Genomic DNA, 17,875 nt, shown 5'->3' with positions numbered 1-17,875 from the left:
CAATTATAGCAGAACTGCGCGGACGAGAAAGGCCAAAGCAAGCGCGGCGGTGTTGGCGGCGCATGGCGGTGCGCCGCTATAATCGCCGAGGCGAGAGTATGTGCGCGAAAGTCAATTTATGATCTCAGCCATTCTTCTTGCGGCGGGCGAGTCGCGGCGCATGGGCGAGTTCAAACAACTGCTCAGATTCGCCGGCCAGACGTTCGTCGAATGCTGCGCCGACCGACTGTTGGCGGCTCGGATTGATGAAGTCGTCGTCGTCACCGGCCACCGCGAAACGGACGTGCGCCGCGCGCTCGACGGGCGAGCCGTGCGCTTCGCGCATAACCCGGATTATCGTGAAGGGATGAGCTCGTCGGTTAAGTGCGGTATCGCTGCCGTGTCGCCCGCCGCCTCGGCTGTTCTGGTCGCGCTGGTTGATCAGCCGCAGATTGAGACTTCGATCATCAATCGCGTCATCGATGAATATGAGCGGCGCCGGGGGCTCGTCGTCATCCCGACTTACGGCGGGCGCAACGGTCACCCGGTCCTGATCGATCTGCGGCTGCGCGACGAACTGCTGGGGTTCGACCCCGCGCAAGGCTTGCGGCAGGTCATTCATGCGCACGCCGATAGCCTCGTGCATATTGAAGTAATGACCGATTCGGTGCTGACTGATTTTGATTATCCCGAAGATTATCGGCGGCTGATCGAACCTTAAAAAGCATGGCTACGGATTGCTCAACACTTATTACTCAGCGGCTACGGAGTGCCCATCAAAAAACCGAAGGCCGGAGCATGCTCCGGCCTTCGCGCTGAAATTAACCTGTGGAAGTGCCGCCTTAAACGGCAATCTTTTCTGTCCGCGCCGCGCGTGCCGCGGCGTCGAATGGAATCACCCGGCCCGCCGAAGCGCTGGTCTGTTCGGCGATCCGCTGGGCGCGCAGTGCCATTGCCTGTAGCGCCATCGTCGAGGCCAGAATGTAGCTGTGACCGCCGCATTGGTGGCAATTACCGTGTTGATCGAGAAACGTCTTACGGGCTATTAGATTATAGCCTGAGCAATCACCGCAGATGATCTGCACACCCAGGGTCGGAATCTGTGGACGCGGCGCGCGCAGTTGCGTCGGGTCTTCTTTGCGCCCCTTGAGCAGAAACAGGGCGGTTAAACTCAGAGCAAATACGGTCGCCGCAATAATAATCATCATAATTCTCTCCTCGCTTTCGCCTGTCGCCATTTCAAAGCGGCCAAACTGCTCGCCGCATTTCCCTATCTTACGAACGTTCCCCCGCTTGAAGATTGCTACGCCACAACTGTAGCAACGTCTATGCCAGCGATAGAAAGCACCAGGCAGCCGGTGCGAGGCGCAAGATTTTCAATTTGCAGATAGTCTGTTTATAGCCGCCAGATGAGAAATGAGATAAAAATGCATTGAGCTGCGCAATTCTGAACCCTCATATTTCAGTTGGAAGTTTCTGCTAAGGAAGAAGAGGGAGTCTGGGTGGATGAAAATAAGGCGCACAGGTAGTCAGATCGCTACACTTGCGCCTCAGTTGTCGGCGGAAGGTTCGCTTAACATCCGGCCTCAACCGGCTCAGGACCGTCTGGTGGCGCGAAAGATCCACAGCAGCAGCATCGCACCGATGAGGGATAGTATCCAGCTACGGCTCGGCGTGAAGTACCCCGTGCCGCGTTGCGGTCCCCAGATCAGGCTTCCGATGAAGCCGCCGACGACGCTGCCGGCGACGCCGAGAACCGCCGTCATCAAACAGCCCATCGGGTCGCGGCCCGGCATCAGCAAGCGCGCCAGCGCGCCGATAATCAACCCGACGATCAACCAGCCGATAATCTCGCCTATCATTTGCCTGTCTCCTGATTTTCAAACTGCTGCCGCACCGCTGTTTTTGACCGGCCCATAAGCCGGCGCGCAGCCACTACGCTCACCGAAAGCTGATTTGATCTTAGAGGCGCGGTGATGGCATGTCAACGCGCTTAATGGCCGGTGCGCTTGATGTAGCAGCGGTTTGATGTCTGGCGGATGACGTCGGGGATGTTCTTGTTCAGCGACAGGGCGCGCAGGTCGCGGGTCTGTATGCGGTTGAGGAAGCCGAGACTGATGGCGATGGGCGTGCGCGGGTTGCGCACCAGATTATGAATCACGGCGTAGCCCTTCACCCAGGCGCGGTTCGAGCCGATTTGCCGCAGCACGTCTTCATGAATCGACTTGATCGAAGCGATATATTCGATCTCATTGTCGGTAAGGCGCGGGTTGCGCATCACCGCCGAAGCGACCATGCGGTTCGGGTCGCGCACCAGGATCAAGCGCGCCTCGCGCGTCCCCTTGATGGCCAGCATCACGCGGTCTTTGATGCTCATCAAAGCGATCTGCTGAAAGACCGGCATGCGGTCGGTGGTAATCTGCGTCATCTCCGCGGCGTGAATCTCTTCGACGATGGGGCTGATATCGAACGTTTCGTGCGCCTCGGGCGGGCGCTCGTCGAATGGCCCGAACTCGCTCTCGTATTCGGTGATCAGTGAATCGTCAATGCCTTCTTCGATAAGGCCGAGGCGGATCAGGTCGTCTACGTCTTCGATAGAGACCATCTGCCGCCGCTTCTCTTCTTCAACACGGGTGGCGGCTTCGGCTTCGGCGCGGACGCGTTGCTCGTCGGCGACCAGTTGCGCGCCGAACTGTTTCTCGAAGAACTCCTGGCGCACTTCGCTGGCGCGGCGCTCGGCCTCAAAGCTGCGCGCCGGGTTGGATAGAATCGCTTCGATGATGCCGGGCGCCCGAATCAGGCTCTGCTGCTTGAGCGAAATGGCTTCGATGATCGAAGCGTCTTTGGTCTGTCCGGCCAGGATGACCAGCGCTGAATCGGGCGTCGCGCGGTTGAAGATGGCGGCTTCAATGACTTCACGCGGCGCGCGCGGCCACAGACAGAGGAAGCCGAGCACCTCGGGCGGCGCATCGGGCGCGGCGGCCAGCGCCGCGAAGGATTCGGGCTTGAGCGTGTCTATCGAGGCTGCCGCGGTGTCGCGCACGCCAGGGTCCGTGTCACCGGACAGGGTGACCAGCGACTCCAGCAACTCTTCGTTGCTGAATGGCAGCAGACCGCGCGCTGCCGCCAGCTTGATGGTCGGCGGCGCGGTGCCCGAACGGATGGTGTCTAAAATCTGATTCGAGATAGCTGCGACTCCGCAGGGGTTTCAAGAGCATCAAGCAGGAGCTACTTTCGCGGGGACTGGCGATGAGGGCAATTTACTACAGGTTCAGGTGATGTTCAATCGTTTCCTCTTTCTCCGCTTAGAGATTGCCCTTGCGCAGCTCTTCGGCGAGATAGTCGCAAGCGCGCCAGCAGAGCGCAATGATCGTTAGCGTGACGTTCTTCTCGGAAACCGAAACGAACGAGCTGCCGTCAGTGACGAAAAGATTCTTGACGTCGTGCGCTTGATTGAAGCGGTTTAGCACGGCGTGCTTCGGGTCGTCGCCCATGCGACAGGTGCCGACTTCGTGCGTCGCATCGCCGGGCGGCGGCGGCGGGTTGCGGCGATAGGGGAAGACTTCGGCACCGGCGGCGCGCAGCAACTCTTCGGCGGTGTCGTACATGGCGTCGGCCATCTTTAAATCATTGTCGCCCCAGCGGGCATTGAAGCGCAGTTGCGGAATGCCATAACGGTCTTTCAGCCCGTTCGGATCAATCTCGCAGTAGTTCTCAAAGCGCGGCAGGCTTTCACCGAATCCCGCGACGCCGATGGTCGTCGGATAGTGCTGGCGCACGTCGCGCTTGAACTCCGAGCCGAAGCCTGCAATCCCGCGCGAAACCCACGGAAACATCGGTGCGCCGCTTGAGGGTTGAAACTGCCAGCCGCGCAGCATCGCTGCCTTGCGCCCGCCTTTGATGTTCGTAAAGCGCGGCACGTAGATATGACCGCCGCCGGCGCCATCGTCATTCGTGACTCGCGCGCCTTTCAACTGCGGCAGCACACCGCTCAGGAATCCCGACTTGATGCTGTCCATCAGGTAATGGCCGAGCACGCCCGACGAGTTGGCCAGGCCATTCGGGTATTCGCCGGTCTTCGAGTTCAGCAGGATGCGCGTCGTCTCCATCGCGCCGGCGCCCAGCACAATCGTCTTCGCGTAGACTTCGTAATCCTGCTTGCTCTTTGTATCAATAAAAGCGATGCCGCGCGCCCGATTGGTTTTGGCGTCGAGCAGCACGCGATAAGCGGCAGCGCCTGTGCGCAGGGTGAAGTTCGGTTTGCCGAGCAGCTTCGGGATGATGGCGTCGAGCGTGCAGAACCGCGATGAGGTGTCGCAGCCGCGCCCGCACTCGCCGCAGTAATGACAGGCAGCGCGGCCTTCATGGTTGCGCGTCAAGACGGCGGCGCGCATCGGGATCACCGGAATGCCGATCTTCGCGCCGCCGCGCTTGAACATCGCTTCGCCGCAGCGCATGGCCGGCGGCGGCAAGTAGTTGCCGTCGGGCAGCACGGCCAGTCCTTCGCGTGTGCCGTAGACGCCCATCAAGGTTTCGGCGCGGTCATAATAGGGCGCGAGGTCCTGGTAAGCGATGGGCCAATCGTCGCCGTAACCGTCCTGCATGGACCTGGGCTTGAAATCCCATTCGCTGAAGCGCAGGCTGACGCGGCCCCAGGTGTTGGTGCGCCCGCCGACCGCATGGATTCGCGTCCAGTGAAAGTCCGTGCCCGGAGCCAGCGCATAGCGATCAACGCGCGGGTTGACGTAGAGGTGTTCGGTGTAGGCATCGATCTTCCACAGGCCGTCGTACTGGCCGGGCTTGCCGCGCCCGCGAAACGGCATCTCATAAGGCCACTTGTGCGACGTGATGTAACTCGTCGTCGGGTCCCACTTCGGGCCGATCTCCAGCAGCAGCACGTTCAGCCCTTTGTTCACCAGCACGTGAGCGGCGATGCCGCCTGCCGCGCCGCTGCCGACAATGATGGCGTCATAGATGATTGGCTTGCTCATAAACAATTCTGAGGTACAAAAATACTAACCTGCTTGCTCGTTCTGTATCAATGCGAAGAGATGAGCGGAGAGCGCAGTAGCGAAGGGCGGCCCGCGATGAAGCCGCCCTTCTTTATCCGTCGTTAATTGCCGTCGGCTTTCTGCTTGACTAGGACGGCGGGGATGTCCTGGTCGCGCACCAGCTTGTTAAACGCCGGCAGATCGGTCTTCATGATCTGATCGAGCGTCGCCAGTTGCGCATTGATGGCCGCGGCCAGCTCGTCGTAAATCACATACGCCTGCGCCGATGGCGCGGCATCCGAAGCCGCCACGACGCCGCCCAGCGCCGCCAGCCGGTTGTTCAAACGGATCGGATAATTCAGCGGGTCCTGGCTGCTCTGGTTCTTCGTTTGATAAAGCGCCTCTTCGACCACCGTCATCTTCTCGCGCAGCGCGCGCCCGGCGTCGAGGACGGGCTTGCTGTTCGGCTGATCTTTGACGCGCGCCGTGATCTCTTCGATCTGCTTGCGCGCCTCGCGGATACGCGTGATGGCGTCGGTCGTCTCGTTGAACTTGTCGCGAATCTTCGTCAGCAGCTCGAACTGCTTCTGAAAATCGGCCACGGTCGTTTCGAGTCGCGGGTCTTTCATCACCTCGAAGCTCTGCGTATAAGTTTTGCCGCCGGCGGTGAGCTTGACTTGATACGTCCCCGGCACGGCGCGCGGCCCGCGTGTGTCGCCTGACCACATGATCAACCCGGGGAAGCGCTTCGCGTCGTCGTAACGCAAATCCCAGATGAAGCGGTTCAAGCCGGCGTCGGCGGGCAGTCGCACAGCACCGCCGCGCGGCGGCCCTTCTTCCTGCTGCTCCATGGTCGGCGGCGTCGGGCTGGGCGGCCCGGCTTCGGGCTTGGCGACGCGCGCCGTGTACTTCTTGACGGAATGGCCCGCCGGGTCGAACAGCTCAAGCGTCACGTCGGCCTTCGGCTTCTCTTTCAGGTAGTAATAGATCACCGCGCCAGCGGGCGGGTTCTGCCCCGCGGTCGCCGTGCGCGACGCTTGAAAGCCGCCGCCCGGCAAGCGATACGTGTCTTCGGGCTTGAACAGGTAAGCGTCCGCCGCTGCCGCATCGCTCATTTGATGGAGCGCCGGCAGGTCGTCGAGAATCCAGAAGCTGCGCCCCTGTGTCGCGGCGATCAAATCTTTTTCGCGCTTGTGAATCGTCAGGTCGGTGATCGGCACCACCGGCAGGTTGAGCTGAAGCGACTGCCAGTGATCGCCATCGTCGAACGATACGTAGAGGCCGGTCTCTGTGCCGGCGTAGAGCAGGCCGCGCCGGCTTGGGTCTTCGCGGATGACGCGAGTGAAAGCCGTATCGGGGATACCTGTGGTGATCTTCTTCCACGACTTGCCGTAATCGCTCGTCCTGTAGAGGTACGGCTTATAGTCGTCGAACTTGTACATGGTCGCCGCGACGTATGCGGTGCCCGGTTGGATGGCCGACACGTCAATTGAATTCACCTGAATCCATTCGGGCATGTCTTTCGGCGTGACGTTCTGCCATGACTTGCCGGCGTCGCGCGTCACTTGCACCAGGCCATCGTCGGAGCCCGACCAGATGACGCCACGCTCAAGCGGCGATTCCATGAGCGTAAAGATCGTGCAGTAATACTCGATGCTGGTGTTGTCTTTGGTGATCGGCCCGCCCGACGAGCCTTGCTTTGACTTGTCGTTGCGCGTCAGGTCAGGGCTGATGACGTCCCAGCTCTGGCCTTCGTTGGTTGATTTGAAGACCACGTTGCCGCCGGCATAAAGCGTGTTCGGGTCGTGCGGCGAAAAGACGATGGGGAAGTTCCACTGGAACCGGTATTTCAAATCACTCGCCGGGTGACCCATCGGGTTGTCGGGCCACGGGCTGACGTTGCGCTCCTGGCCCGTGCGGTGATCGCGGCGCGTGATCAATCCGCCGTAGGAACCGGCGAAAACAATATTGGAATCTTTCGGGTTGGGCGCGATCCAGCCTGATTCGCCGCCGCCGACGTCGTACCAGTCGGACGTGCCGATGCTGAAGTCGGTCGTGCGGCTAGCGATGCGCACCGTCGAGTTGTCCTGCTGCGCGCCATAGATGTTATAAGGAAAATCATTGTCGGTCACGACGCGATAAAACTGCGCCGTCGGCTGATCTTCTTCGCTCCAGCTCTTGCCGCCGTTGAGCGACACTTCGGCGCCGCCATCATCGCCTAAGATCATGCGGTTCGGGTCCGCGGACGAGAGCCAGAGGTCGTGACAGTCGCCGTGATGAATGTTCTCGAACCCGGTGAACGTGCGCCCGCCGTCGTTCGAGCGATACATGCCGGTGTTGAGCACGTAAACCGCTTCCTGGTTCTGCGGGTCGGCGTAGATGCGCGTGTAATACCACGCGCGCTGCCGCAGGGCGCGCTGCTGGTTGGTGCGCTGCCATGTCTTGCCGGCGTCGTCCGAGCGGAAGACGCCGCCGTCTTCGGCTTCGACGATGGCCCACAGCCGGTCAGGGTTCGCGGGCGAAACCGTGATGCCGATGTTGCCGACGATGCCTTTGGGCAAGCCCGAATTGCGCGTGATCTCTGCCCAGGTGTCGCCGGCGTCGGTTGATTTGTAGATGCCGCCGTCGGGGCCGCCGCTTTCGAGCGTCCACGGCTTGCGATAGACCTCCCACAATGCGGCATACATTACATTCGGGTTGGTCGGGTCAATAATCAGATCGGTCGCGCCGGCCTTGTTGCTCTTGAACAGCACGCGCTGCCAGTTCTTGCCGCCGTCTACGGATTTAAAGACGCCGCGCTGATCGTTCGGCGCCCAGACGTGGCCGAGCGCGGCGGCATAAACGATGTCGGGATTGCGCGGGTGAACCCGCACGCGGCTGATCTGGCGCGAATCGTCGAGGCCGGCTTTCTTCCATGTCTTGCCGGCGTCCGTAGATTTATACATGCCGTCGCCGTGCGAGACGTTGCCGCGAATGGGCGATTCGCCCATGCCGACATAGACGATGTTAGGGTCGGATTCGCTGATGCCGATGGCGCCGACCGAGCCGGTCTTGAAATAAGTATCCGAAACGTTCTCCCAGTTGACGCCGCCATCGGTTGACTTCCAGACGCCGCCGCCGGTCGAGCCAAAATAAAAGGTGCCGGGCTGGCTGCTGACGCCGGCCACGGCGGTCGAGCGTCCGCCGCGATAGGGGCCGATGCTGCGCCACTTCAAGCCTTTCATCAGGGAATCGTCAACGCGCTGTTGGGCGCGCGCCGTGGTTTGCGGAATCAAGAGGAAGAGGGCGAAAGCGAGCGCACAGACGAGCGCCGCGCCGCGCCGCGCAAGATGGCTTTTCATTGCGTTAGCTCCTTGTTGGCTGATGGTCTGAAAGACAGCTACTGAAAATTGCCGGTGACGGTTACGCGAGATTGACACGCCCGACAAACCAAAAGATTAACCGCCAAGACGCCAAGGACGCAAAGAGGATACGAAGCTGTTCTTGGCGGTCTTGGCGTCTTGGCGGTTTAACAGACCGCAATTACATTGCCGGGCGGAAGCGCGCCGATTAAAATGGGCCTGCTTCACATCATCACCGAAATGGGAAGATCATGAAAAGCTACCGCCTGCTTCTGATTCTGCTCTGCTGCCTGCTCACAGGCATTCCGGCCCGCACACAGACGACACCAACGCCCGCCACCTACTTGCTCAAACCCGCGCATGTCTTCGATGGCGAAGCCGCCGAGCTGCATGACGGCTGGGCCGTGCTGGTGCGCGGCGAGCGCATCGAAGCGGTCGGCCCTGCAAGCCAGATCAACGCGCCCGCCGACGCCAAAGTGATCGAGCTGCCTGGCACCACACTGATGCCCGGTCTCATCGATGCGCATTCGCATGTGCTGCTTCACCCGTACAGCGAGACGGTCTGGAACGATCAAGTCGCCCGCGAATCTGTAGCCGTGCGTGTCGCGCGCGCCACCAATCACCTGCGCAACACGCTGATGGCCGGCTTCACGACGTTGCGCGATTTAGGCACCGAAGGGGCGGGCTATGCCGATGTGGGATTGAAGCAGTCGGTCGAGCAGGGCATCATTCCCGGCCCGCGAATGCTCGTCGTCACGCGCGCCATCGTCGCTACCGGCAGCTATGGCCCGAAAGGCTTTGCCGCCGAGTGGCGCGTGCCGCAAGGCGCTGAAGAGGCCGACGGCATCGAGTTGATTCGCGTCGTGCGCGACCAGATCGGCAAGGGCGCCGATTGGATCAAGGTCTATGCCGATTACCGCTGGGGCGCGAACAACACCGCCGCGCCGACCTTTTCGATTGATGAGCTGAGGTTCATTGTTGAAACGGCGCGCAGCAGTGGCCGCGCGGTCTGCGCTCATGCGACGACCGCCGAAGGCATGCGCCGCGCCGTGATGGCCGGCGTCGAAACGATTGAGCATGGCGATGGCGGCACGCCCGAAGTCTTTCGCTTGATGAAAGAGCGTGGCGTCGCGTTGTGCCCGACCGTGTCGGTTTCAGGCGTCGGCCCCGGCGCTGAGGCCAAGCGCGCCAGCTTCAAAGCGGCGCTCGCCGCCGGGGTAACTATTGCGAGCGGCAGCGATGTCGGTGTCTTTGCGCATGGCGACAACGCTCGCGAGCTTGAGCTGATGGTTAGCTTCGGCATGTCACCTGTGGACGTGCTGCGCTCGGCAACTTCGATTGACGCGCATGTGCTTCATATGGACGATAAGATCGGGCGCGTCAAAGCGGGATTACTGGCCGACCTCATCGCCGTCGAAGGCGACCCGACCCGCGACATCTCGGCGACGCGGCGCGTGCGCTTTGTGATGAAAGGCGGCACGATCTACAAGCAATAAGCCATAGATCAGCCTGCTTGAAAAAACCGCAAGAGCGGGTTTTGAAATGATCCCCGAAGGGGATGGCGTCAATAGCCGGTGGCAACGCCACCGGGAATCAATAGCCGTGGGCAGCGCCCACGGAAGCGATAGTCGCCGCACACAGGCTACCAGCTCGCAAATCCCATCTGCCGCTTGCCAAGCTCTGTCAGCTCGGCCATCGTCGCCCGCCCCTGATAAGCGATCTCATAATTTTCGGGCGCGAAATCCGGCGCGCTCTCGCCGTTTAAAAATGCCTGTTTCTGTCTCTCCAGATAGGCCGCGTTCTTCGCGCAATAAGGCGCCGCGCCGATGTACATCACGTTGCTGTAGCCGGTTCCGGCGTGGCGGTCCTCGACGGCATGTAGAAGATCGGGGTGCCACCAGATCGTGTCGCCGGGCTCCATCGGCGGAATGCTGCTCAGTGCCGCGAGCAGTGCCTTATGCCATTCGGTGGTTGCCGACAGGGCTCGCGCCGGTTGAGCGCCGCATAGCACCTCTTCGGGCACGTCGTCCTGAAGCGCGCGCAGCAGCATATAAGCCACCCCAATTGTAATGGGAACCACCTGAAGCGTGCCGTCATTGGGGCCTTGCGGCGTCAGCGCCGTCCACCCTTGATAGGTGCGAAACATGCTGCACACCGCCGGCGAGGGAATCTCTTGCACCGCCGTGCGGTAGGCCCCGTCGAACGGATCGTAAGCGCGCCAGTTGCCGGAGAAGACATGCCGATAGACCTGACGGTAGGCGGGATCGAGCCAGCGTTCGACCGAGCCGGCGTCCATGTGCGGCGAGAGGCCGAGCGTCGTATCGCCCGGCTCGCGGCGGCGGATGCGGTCGGCGTAAGTGCACTCTCGCCGCGGGTCGAAGTACTGCTCGCCGTCGCGGCCACTGATCCAGAGGCTATTCAGAAACACGCGTGCCGCCGCCAGGCTCTCGGCCTGACGCGCGAAGACCTGCGGGCGCGACCAGTAGATGCCGAAGATTTGCGGGCGCGCGGAAACCAGCGTGCTGAAGTACTGATCGAGTGTGGGGTCGGCCTCGGCCTCGTAGTAGCCGTTGCTCATGACGTATTCGCCTAACTCTTGATTCCATGCCGCGGCCTGCTCGCGCGGAAAGACTTGTCGTATGACGACCGCGCCCCGACGCCGAATCTGCTGCGTCTCGGCGGGGCTGACCTGACCGCTGATGACGGCGGCGTAGTCGAGCGTTGGAATCACCGATTCGCCGCGCTCTCTGCTGGCCTGAATCTCTTCGGCCTCGCCGCGGATGTGGGCCTCGACTTCGGCAAAGGTCTCGGCGTAAGTCGGCAGTTGAGCGCGCAGCATCCGCTTCGTGGCGACGATGGTTTCGGCGAGTCGGTTCGCATCAATGGGCATGGCGTATGCTCTCCTGACTGTAGTATCAGGCCGCGGCCAGCGATTTGTCGAAGCCATTGGGCGTTCAACTGGCGAGCGGCTGGCGAACCCGCTAAGTTTATAGTGATGGCTCAACGCACCAGCGCGACCGACCGCTCGCCGGGCATCAATCCCCAGTCGCAGCGTTCTGCGTTCCCGGCCTTGCGCCACCGCGACTTTCGTCTGCTCTGGCTGGCACAACTGGTTTCGATCACCGGCTCGCAGATGCAACTGGTCGCCATCAACTGGCACGTTTATCTGTTGACTCACTCGCCGCTGGCGCTGGGGTTCGTCGGCCTGGTGCGCGTCGTGCCCATCATCCTTTGCTCGCTCATCGGCGGCGTGGTCGCCGACGCGATTGACCGCAAGCGACTGATGATCGTCACACAAGTTGTCATGCTTGTGAGCGCCGCCGCGCTCGCAGCCACCACCGCGTCTGGGCTCGATGCGGTGTGGCCGATCTACTTGCTGACCGCCGTCGCCTCGGCAGCCGTCGCCTTTGATAATCCCGCCCGCCACGCCCTGATGCCGACGCTGGTTCCCGCCGAAGTCTTTCCGAATGCCGTGAGCTTAGGCATTCTCGCCTTCAACTCGGCGATGATTGTTGGCCCGGCGCTCGCTGGTTTGCTGCTTGCCGGTCACGGCCCGGCCTTGATCTACATGATTAACGCCGTTTCGTTTCTCGCGGTCATCCTGGCGCTGCTGATTATGCAGACGAGCGGGCGGCCTGAGAGCGGCGATCAAGCGGCGGTCAGGGTGAGCTTCGCGGCGCTCGGCGAAGGGCTGCGCTTTGTCTGGCGCACGCCGATCATCGTGCAGACGATGACGCTCGATTTCATCGCCACCTTCTTCGCTTCGGCGACGGCGTTGCTGCCGATCTTTGCGGCAGAGATTCTGCGAGTCGGGGCACGCGGCTTAGGCTTGCTGGCCGCAGCGCCGGCAGCCGGCTCGGTCATCACCGGGCTGGTGATGGCGCGTGCCGCGACCTTCAAGCGACAGGGCAGGCTCGTTCTGATTTCCATAGCGATCTATGGCGCGGCGACGATTGTGTTCGGCCTGTCGCGCTGGTTCTGGCTGTCGCTAGCGATGCTGGCCATCACCGGCGCGGCAGACACCGTAAGCACCGTACTGCGGCAGACGATTCGCCAACTGGTCACGCCCAATCACCTGCGCGGGCGCATGACTTCGGTGAACATGATCTTCTTTATGGGCGGGCCGCAACTGGGCGAAATGGAAGCCGGCGCGTTAGCGGCAGCGGTCGGCGCGACGCTGTCGGTGATTACCGGCGGCGTCGGCTGTCTCGTCGCCGTCCTCATTGCGGGCTTCACGGCCCGCAGCCTGCTCGGTTACGAAGGGCCTTCGCAATAATAGCCCGGCTGGACAAGCCACGCGTTGCGGACATAAGGTGAAGGTATATGCCACGAGTCCTGCTGTTATTGCCGACGACCACCTATCGCACGAAAGCCTATCTCGACGCCGCGCGCCGAATGGGCGTGGATGTCGTCGCCGCATCCGAATGGGCGAGCACACTTGCGGCGCACAATCCCAAAGGCTTGCTGACGCTCGACCTCTTCAACGCTGATGAAGCGGCGCGGCAGGCGCAGCGATACGCCAATGAGTACGCGATTGACGCTGTCATTCCCGTGGACGAAGACACGGCGGTTGCGGCGGCAGCCATCGCCGACGGCCTGCGACTCAATTACAACCCGCCTGCCGCCGCCCGCGCCGCCAAGAATAAGCGCCTGATGCGTGATGTCTTGAGTCGTGCGGGTGTGCGCGTGCCACGCTATCAGGCGTTCTCGCTCGACGAAGACGCGCGCGAGGTGGCGGCCCGGCTCGATTATCCGTGCGTCGTCAAGCCGACCTTTCTCTCGACCAGTCGCGGCGTGATGCGCGCCGACAATGAAGAAGAGTTCGCCCACGTCGTCGAACGATTGAGCCGCATCGTCAGCGATCCGAAGCTTGCTCGGCGCGGCGGCCCGCAAACGCGCGAAGCCCTGGTTGAAGAGTTCATCCCCGGCTTCGAGGTCGCCGTCGAAGGCTTGGTCACTGATGGCGAGTTCCGCGCGCTTGCGATCTTTGATAAGCCCGACCCGCTCGACGGGCCGTTCTTTGAAGAAACGATCTACGTCACGCCGTCGCGGCTATCCGAAGCCGTGCAGCGCGACATCATCGAAACCGCCGCCGCCGCCACTCGCGCAATGGGCATGACGCGCGGGCCTGTCCATGCCGAGCTGCGCGTCAACGAGCGCGGCGCGTATGTCATCGAAGTCGCGGCGCGCACCATCGGCGGCCTCTGCGCCCGCGCCCTGAAGTTCGGCGAGGATTGGTCGCTCGAAGAAGTGGTTATCCGTCACGCGCTCGGCGAAGACTTGCGCGCGGTCGAGCGCGAGCGCCAGGCCGCCGGCGTGATGATGATTCCCATCCCGCGCGCCGGCACCTTGCGCGAAGTCTTCGGCCTCGATGAAGCGCGACAGGTTGCTGACATCGAAGACATCATCATCACGGCTCACCTGACGCAACAGATCGCGCCGCCGCCCGAAGGCGCCAGCTATCTCGGCTTCATCTTCAGCCGCGCCGCCACGCCCGACCGCGTCGAAGCCGCTTTGCGCCAGGCTCACGCCCGCCTTGAGTTCATAATCGTTTGAAATCTTTAACCTCAGATCACAAGACATCTTTTTACAGCTTTTGACAAACGCGTGAGGATTTTCCGGGGCGCGGATAGGTACACTGGCCAACGTAATTCACGCGAGCAGTTCTGACTCCACTGAGCTGCGAGAGTGCTTTCGTCAGAAAAGTTCAACCACCACTGCTCGCGTGAACAGATTTTTTCAGCCAGCCGCCGCACGCGCCGAGGGCCTGGGCCTACAAACCACCCGCCGCGCTTGCGGCGGCGCATTCGCCAAATTGGCCCGCGCCGCTCGCCTGAAAGTGGCTCTTGCCTAAGGGCCAATTCACGCTAGCATGGCCATCGAGGAGTAAACCCGATGGCACGAATCCCAGGCGTTGACCCCGACACCGTCGAACCCTATATCCAAAAAGTCTTCGAGGCGCAGGCGCGCAAATGGGGCGCGCCGCTGGCCAACCACCTGCTCTATGCGCGGCGGCCTTCGGTCTTTCGCGGCGTGCGCGGCATGTGGACAGGCTTGGAGGCGTCGGGGCTGATTGACGCGCGGCTGCAAGCGTTGATTAATCGCCGCGTCGCTTCGATCAACGGCTGCGAGTTCTGACAGGACATCAACGCTGCGGTCGGCAGCGGGCTTGGCGTCAGCCGTGAGAAAATTCTGGCGCTCGCGGATTACGCCAGCAGTCCGCTCTACGACGAAGCCGAGCGTGTCGCGCTCGAATACGCCGACGCCATGACGATCACCGGGCGCGAGGTCAGCGGCGAATTGTTTTCCCGGCTACAAAACTTTTACGAGGCCGACGCCATTGTCGAGCTGACCGCCATCATTGCCTGGGAGAACGCGTCGAGCAAATTCAATCGCGCCCTGCGCGTGCCTTCGCAACAGCTCTGGAAAAATGAAACCACAGATGAACACAGATAAACACAGATGGTGAAAAAGGCCGAGTTTAAGCCCTATTCTTATCGGTGTTCGTCGGTGTTCATCTGTGGCCGCTTCTTTCTTTTTTGCCTGGCTTAAGGTTGTGCAGCGCGGTGGCCAGCCGGCGCACCCCGACGCGAATCTCGCGCTCGCCGTAACCGGCGTAGCCGAGCATCAGGCCCGGCCGATGGCGATACTTCATGCTGAAGGCTGACAGCGCCGGCGCTTCGACGTTCTGCCGCGCCGCCTCCTCCTGTGCGCGGCGATCATCCAGGCCCCCGCGCAGCCAGCCGACCAGATGAATGCCGGCGTCGTGTGGCTCGACTTCGATTAAACCCGCGAGCTCGCGCCGCGCTGCCTCGACCAGTGAGTTTTGTCGTTCGGCATACAGTGTCCGCATGCGGCGAATGTGGCGAGCGAAGTGGCCTTCGTGGATGAAGTCGGCGAGCGCCGCCTGATCTATCGAAGGCGTGAAGCGCGACAGCACGCCGCGCGCCGCTATGAACGCATCCACCAGATCGGCGGGCACGACGACATAGCCGATGCGCAACGACGGGAACATCACTTTGCTGAAGGTGCCGAGATAGATGACGCGGCCATCCTTATCAAGCCCTTGCATCGCTGCCAGTGGGCGGCGGGCGTAGCGGTATTCGCTGTCGTAATCGTCTTCGATGATCCACGCGCCCGCCGCCCGCGCCCAATCGAGCAGTGCCAGCCGCCGCGCCAAACTCATCGTCACCCCGAGCGGGTACTGGTGCGACGGCGACACATAGACCAGCCGCGCCGCGGGCGCCAGCCGCGCCCCCGCCTGCACGTCCAGCCCTTCCGTATCAACCGGCACAGGGACGACGCGCGCCCCGGCGGCGAGCAGCGCCGCCCGCGTGCCGAGATAGCCGGGGTCTTCGATCCACGCCGCGTCGCCGGCATTGAGCATCAGCCGCGCCGTCAGATCCAGAGCCTGCTGCGCGCCCGCCACAATGATCACCTGCTCGGCTTCGCACCGCACCGCCCGCGCCGCGCCAAGATAAGCGGCAATGGCTTCGCGCAAGGGCCGGTAGCCCGCCGCGTCGCCATAGCCGAGCAATTCGCGCGGTGGTTTCCGCCAGCGGCGCGCGAGTAGCTTTGACCACAAATTGGCGGGGAAGGCGTCGAGGGCCGGCGTGCCCGGACGAAACGGGCGAACGACCGAAACATCGCGCGAGGTGGTGAGGAAGGTGCGGGCGAGCGCCGTGCCGCGTTCCGATAACGACCGCCCCGGTCGCGTCACCTGCGCCGCCCGCGATTTGGCGGCGCGTATGAAAAGCATCTCGTCGGGCAGGGCGCGCGAGACGTAGGTGCCGCTGCCGACCTGGCCTTCCAGGTAGCCTTCGGCCAGCAGTTGCTCGAAGGCGTTCATCACCGTGTTACGCGACACGCCAAGCTCACCGGCCAGCTCGCGCGTTGATTGTAGGCGCGTGCCGGGCTTGAGCTGACCGGTGAGAATCGCCCCCCGCAGCGCTTCGTAAAGCTGGTGATAGAGTGGCTCTGACGAAGCCGCATCGAGCGTCAGCGCCGTGTAAGGGACGGCTATCGCGTGCTTAGACATTTCAGCCTCCGCCGATTCGCGTCGTTAAATTGGCACCCTCAGTGTAGGCCGAAATGGAACTTGTTTCCAGGCCAATTCCTGCTATGCTGGCGTCGCACGAGCAGGAAGTCTGACGACGGAGTGGGACCGATGGAACGATTCGCGCCGACCGAGCGCACCACCTTAAAGCGATTGCCGAAGCGCGCCGAGTATGACCGTGACCGCGTCTATGCCATCCTCGACGAAGCGTTGGTTTGCCACGTCGGCTTCGTCGCCGATGGCCAGCCGGTGGTGATCCCGACCGGCTATGGGCGCATCGCGGACGTGCTTTATCTTCACGGCTCGGCGGCCAGCCGGATGCTGCGCACCCTCGGCGAAGGCATTGATGTTTGCGTCACGGTGACGCTGGTGGACGGGCTGGTGCTGGCGCGCTCGGCCTTTCATCACTCGTTCAACTATCGCTCGGTCGTCGTCTTCGGCAGAGCCCGAACGGTCACCGACAGGGAAGAGAAGCTAGCGGCGCTGCGCGCTTTCACCGAGCACGTCATCGCGGGCCGCTGGAACGAGGTGCGCGAGCCGAACGACGGCGAGTTGAAAGCGACGACGGTGTTGGCGCTGCCGCTTCAGGAAGCCTCGGCAAAGATTCGCACGGGGCCGCCGATTGACGATGAAGAAGATCACGCGCTGCCGGTGTGGGCCGGCGTGTTGCCGCTGCGGCTTACAATCGGCGAGCCGGTTGACGACGAACAGTTGCCGCCCGGCATCGCTTTGCCGCAGTCGGTGCGCGATTACCGGCGCCCGCGGCAGAACGGCAAGTGAGGAGGTGCGACGCTCATGGTTCTCGAAATGCGCGCCGTGTGCGAACGCTGCTTGACGACGCTCAAGATGGATGGCGAAGCCTACATCTGCTCGTATGAATGCACCTTTTGCCCAGCCTGCACCGAGGCGCTAGAGCGCGTCTGCCCGAACTGCGCGGGCACGCTCGTCGAACGACCGCGCCGCCGCCTGGAATAAAACCTCCGCCGGTCACCAGCAGAATTCATCACCGCAAAGGCGCAACCGTTGCCGCAGGGAAGCTGACAGATAGTGGCGCGCCTTTGCGGTGAATCTCATCAAGGCAAAAGTAAAAAGTAAAAAGGCAAAAGGTCGGCAGGGATTAAATAAATAGCCACAAGCCATCTATTATTCCGGCTCCGCACTTTTTACTTTTACCTTTTTACTTTTGCCTTGTCGAATTAGCCGCCGGCGATGGCCGGAACGATAGAGATTTCGGCGCGCTCGGGCACCGTCGTCGCCAGGTTATCCAAAAAGCGCACGTCTTCGCCGTCCACATAGATGTTGATGAAGCGGCGCAGCTCGCCTGTCTCTTCACAGACGCGGGCGCGGAAGCCCGGATAGCGCTCGTCCAGGCGGTCGAGAATATCGCGCACCGTCGCGGCGTCCACTTCGACGGCGTCTGCGTTGTCGGTCAATCTGCGAAGCAACGTCGGAATAATGACTTTCTGTGACATTTCTTTTTTTTCTTTCACTGCCTATCGCCGGGTCAG

Annotated in this window: 16 protein-coding genes; 8 read left to right on the top strand and 8 right to left on the bottom strand. The window is 62.0% G+C overall.

Going from position 1 to position 17,875, the window contains the following annotated elements:
• Positions 1-118 precede the first annotated feature (118 nt).
• Positions 119-700 (top strand): nucleotidyltransferase family protein, encoded by a 582-nt coding sequence (locus VJ464_21815; protein HKQ07779.1) that lies wholly within the window; start codon positions 119-121, stop codon positions 698-700.
• Positions 701-821: 121 nt separating this feature from the next.
• On the opposite strand, the gene VJ464_21810 is transcribed toward VJ464_21815, so the two are convergent.
• The 5 genes from VJ464_21810 to VJ464_21790 all read right to left on the bottom strand — a co-directional run bounded on the left by VJ464_21810 (position 822) and on the right by VJ464_21790 (position 8,311).
• Entirely contained in the window at positions 822-1,187 is a 366-nt protein-coding gene (locus VJ464_21810) for a hypothetical protein (protein ID HKQ07778.1), read from the bottom strand.
• A 387-nt stretch (positions 1,188-1,574) separates the two neighbouring features.
• A complete protein-coding gene (locus tag VJ464_21805) occupies positions 1,575-1,841 on the bottom strand; it encodes a GlsB/YeaQ/YmgE family stress response membrane protein (protein HKQ07777.1) in 267 nt (88 codons plus the stop codon).
• A 131-nt stretch (positions 1,842-1,972) separates the two neighbouring features.
• Complete coding sequence (locus VJ464_21800) at positions 1,973-3,067, bottom strand: hypothetical protein (GenBank protein HKQ07776.1); 1,095 nt, start codon at positions 3,065-3,067, stop codon at positions 1,973-1,975.
• A gap of 217 nt (positions 3,068-3,284) precedes the next feature.
• Entirely contained in the window at positions 3,285-4,970 is a 1,686-nt protein-coding gene (locus tag VJ464_21795; GenBank protein ID HKQ07775.1) for a GMC family oxidoreductase, read from the bottom strand.
• A gap of 122 nt (positions 4,971-5,092) precedes the next feature.
• The gene (locus tag VJ464_21790; GenBank protein ID HKQ07774.1) at positions 5,093-8,311 is read right to left on the bottom strand and encodes a glycosyl hydrolase; all 3,219 of its coding nucleotides are present in this window, start codon (positions 8,309-8,311) and stop codon (positions 5,093-5,095) included.
• Between the two features lie 251 nt (positions 8,312-8,562).
• On the opposite strand from VJ464_21790, the gene VJ464_21785 reads away from it, so the two are divergent.
• The gene (locus tag VJ464_21785; protein ID HKQ07773.1) at positions 8,563-9,807 is read left to right on the top strand and encodes an amidohydrolase family protein; all 1,245 of its coding nucleotides are present in this window, start codon (positions 8,563-8,565) and stop codon (positions 9,805-9,807) included.
• A 146-nt stretch (positions 9,808-9,953) separates the two neighbouring features.
• Here VJ464_21785 and VJ464_21780 read toward each other — a convergent pair whose 3' ends face one another.
• On the bottom strand, positions 9,954-11,201 hold the full coding sequence (locus tag VJ464_21780; GenBank protein HKQ07772.1) for a YbiU family protein: 1,248 nt from the start codon (positions 11,199-11,201) through the stop codon (positions 9,954-9,956).
• Between the two features lie 105 nt (positions 11,202-11,306).
• Here VJ464_21780 and VJ464_21775 point away from each other — a divergent pair, with 105 nt between their 5' ends.
• From VJ464_21775 to VJ464_21760, 4 genes are all read left to right on the top strand, one after another.
• A complete protein-coding gene (locus tag VJ464_21775) occupies positions 11,307-12,587 on the top strand; it encodes an MFS transporter (GenBank protein ID HKQ07771.1) in 1,281 nt (426 codons plus the stop codon).
• A 47-nt stretch (positions 12,588-12,634) separates the two neighbouring features.
• Positions 12,635-13,867, top strand: a complete 1,233-nt coding sequence (locus VJ464_21770; GenBank protein ID HKQ07770.1) for an ATP-grasp domain-containing protein — start codon at positions 12,635-12,637, stop codon at positions 13,865-13,867.
• Positions 13,868-14,206: 339 nt separating this feature from the next.
• Complete coding sequence (locus tag VJ464_21765) at positions 14,207-14,449, top strand: hypothetical protein (protein ID HKQ07769.1); 243 nt, start codon at positions 14,207-14,209, stop codon at positions 14,447-14,449.
• Positions 14,450-14,578: 129 nt separating this feature from the next.
• Positions 14,579-14,767 carry a hypothetical protein gene (locus VJ464_21760; GenBank protein HKQ07768.1) on the top strand — a complete coding sequence of 63 codons (189 nt, stop codon included), beginning with the start codon at positions 14,579-14,581 and terminating at the stop codon, positions 14,765-14,767.
• Between the two features lie 58 nt (positions 14,768-14,825).
• Here the strand turns inward: VJ464_21760 and VJ464_21755 are convergent, their stop codons facing one another.
• Entirely contained in the window at positions 14,826-16,349 is a 1,524-nt protein-coding gene (locus VJ464_21755; protein HKQ07767.1) for a PLP-dependent aminotransferase family protein, read from the bottom strand.
• 129 nt (positions 16,350-16,478) lie between these two features.
• On the opposite strand from VJ464_21755, the gene VJ464_21750 reads away from it, so the two are divergent.
• Positions 16,479-17,147: a pyridoxamine 5'-phosphate oxidase family protein gene (locus VJ464_21750; GenBank protein HKQ07766.1), complete on the top strand. Its 669-nt coding sequence runs from the start codon at positions 16,479-16,481 to the stop codon at positions 17,145-17,147.
• Positions 17,148-17,162: 15 nt separating this feature from the next.
• A complete protein-coding gene (locus VJ464_21745; GenBank protein ID HKQ07765.1) occupies positions 17,163-17,342 on the top strand; it encodes a DUF1272 domain-containing protein in 180 nt (59 codons plus the stop codon).
• 221 nt (positions 17,343-17,563) lie between these two features.
• Here the strand turns inward: VJ464_21745 and VJ464_21740 are convergent, their stop codons facing one another.
• Positions 17,564-17,839: a ubiquitin-like small modifier protein 1 gene (locus tag VJ464_21740; protein ID HKQ07764.1), complete on the bottom strand. Its 276-nt coding sequence runs from the start codon at positions 17,837-17,839 to the stop codon at positions 17,564-17,566.
• Between the last annotated feature and the right edge of the window lie 36 nt (positions 17,840-17,875).

It is taken from the genome of Blastocatellia bacterium (assembly GCA_035275065.1).
Taxonomy (GTDB): domain Bacteria; phylum Acidobacteriota; class Blastocatellia; order UBA7656; family UBA7656; genus DATENM01.
The sequence above is the reverse complement of the archived record's forward strand: the minus strand, read 5'-3'. Positions and strand labels throughout refer to the sequence as shown.

Bases quoted from the DNA above. Each gene is read 5' to 3' on its own strand.
- VJ464_21780 (HKQ07772.1), bottom strand. From the start codon at position 11,201: ATGCCCATTGATGCGAACCGACTCGCCGAAACCATCGTCGCCACGAAG.
- VJ464_21810 (HKQ07778.1), bottom strand. From the start codon at position 1,187: ATGATGATTATTATTGCGGCGACCGTATTTGCTCTGAGTTTAACCGCC.
- VJ464_21805 (HKQ07777.1), bottom strand. From the start codon at position 1,841: ATGATAGGCGAGATTATCGGCTGGTTGATCGTCGGGTTGATTATCGGC.
- VJ464_21795 (HKQ07775.1), bottom strand. From the start codon at position 4,970: ATGAGCAAGCCAATCATCTATGACGCCATCATTGTCGGCAGCGGCGCG.
- VJ464_21790 (HKQ07774.1), bottom strand. From the start codon at position 8,311: ATGAAAAGCCATCTTGCGCGGCGCGGCGCGGCGCTCGTCTGTGCGCTC.
- VJ464_21740 (HKQ07764.1), bottom strand. From the start codon at position 17,839: ATGTCACAGAAAGTCATTATTCCGACGTTGCTTCGCAGATTGACCGAC.
- VJ464_21765 (HKQ07769.1), top strand. From the start codon at position 14,207: ATGGCACGAATCCCAGGCGTTGACCCCGACACCGTCGAACCCTATATC.
- VJ464_21815 (HKQ07779.1), top strand. From the start codon at position 119: ATGATCTCAGCCATTCTTCTTGCGGCGGGCGAGTCGCGGCGCATGGGC.
- VJ464_21770 (HKQ07770.1), top strand. From the start codon at position 12,635: ATGCCACGAGTCCTGCTGTTATTGCCGACGACCACCTATCGCACGAAA.
- VJ464_21750 (HKQ07766.1), top strand. From the start codon at position 16,479: ATGGAACGATTCGCGCCGACCGAGCGCACCACCTTAAAGCGATTGCCG.
- VJ464_21760 (HKQ07768.1), top strand. From the start codon at position 14,579: ATGACGATCACCGGGCGCGAGGTCAGCGGCGAATTGTTTTCCCGGCTA.
- VJ464_21785 (HKQ07773.1), top strand. From the start codon at position 8,563: ATGAAAAGCTACCGCCTGCTTCTGATTCTGCTCTGCTGCCTGCTCACA.
- VJ464_21755 (HKQ07767.1), bottom strand. From the start codon at position 16,349: ATGTCTAAGCACGCGATAGCCGTCCCTTACACGGCGCTGACGCTCGAT.
- VJ464_21745 (HKQ07765.1), top strand. From the start codon at position 17,163: ATGGTTCTCGAAATGCGCGCCGTGTGCGAACGCTGCTTGACGACGCTC.
- VJ464_21775 (HKQ07771.1), top strand. From the start codon at position 11,307: ATGGCTCAACGCACCAGCGCGACCGACCGCTCGCCGGGCATCAATCCC.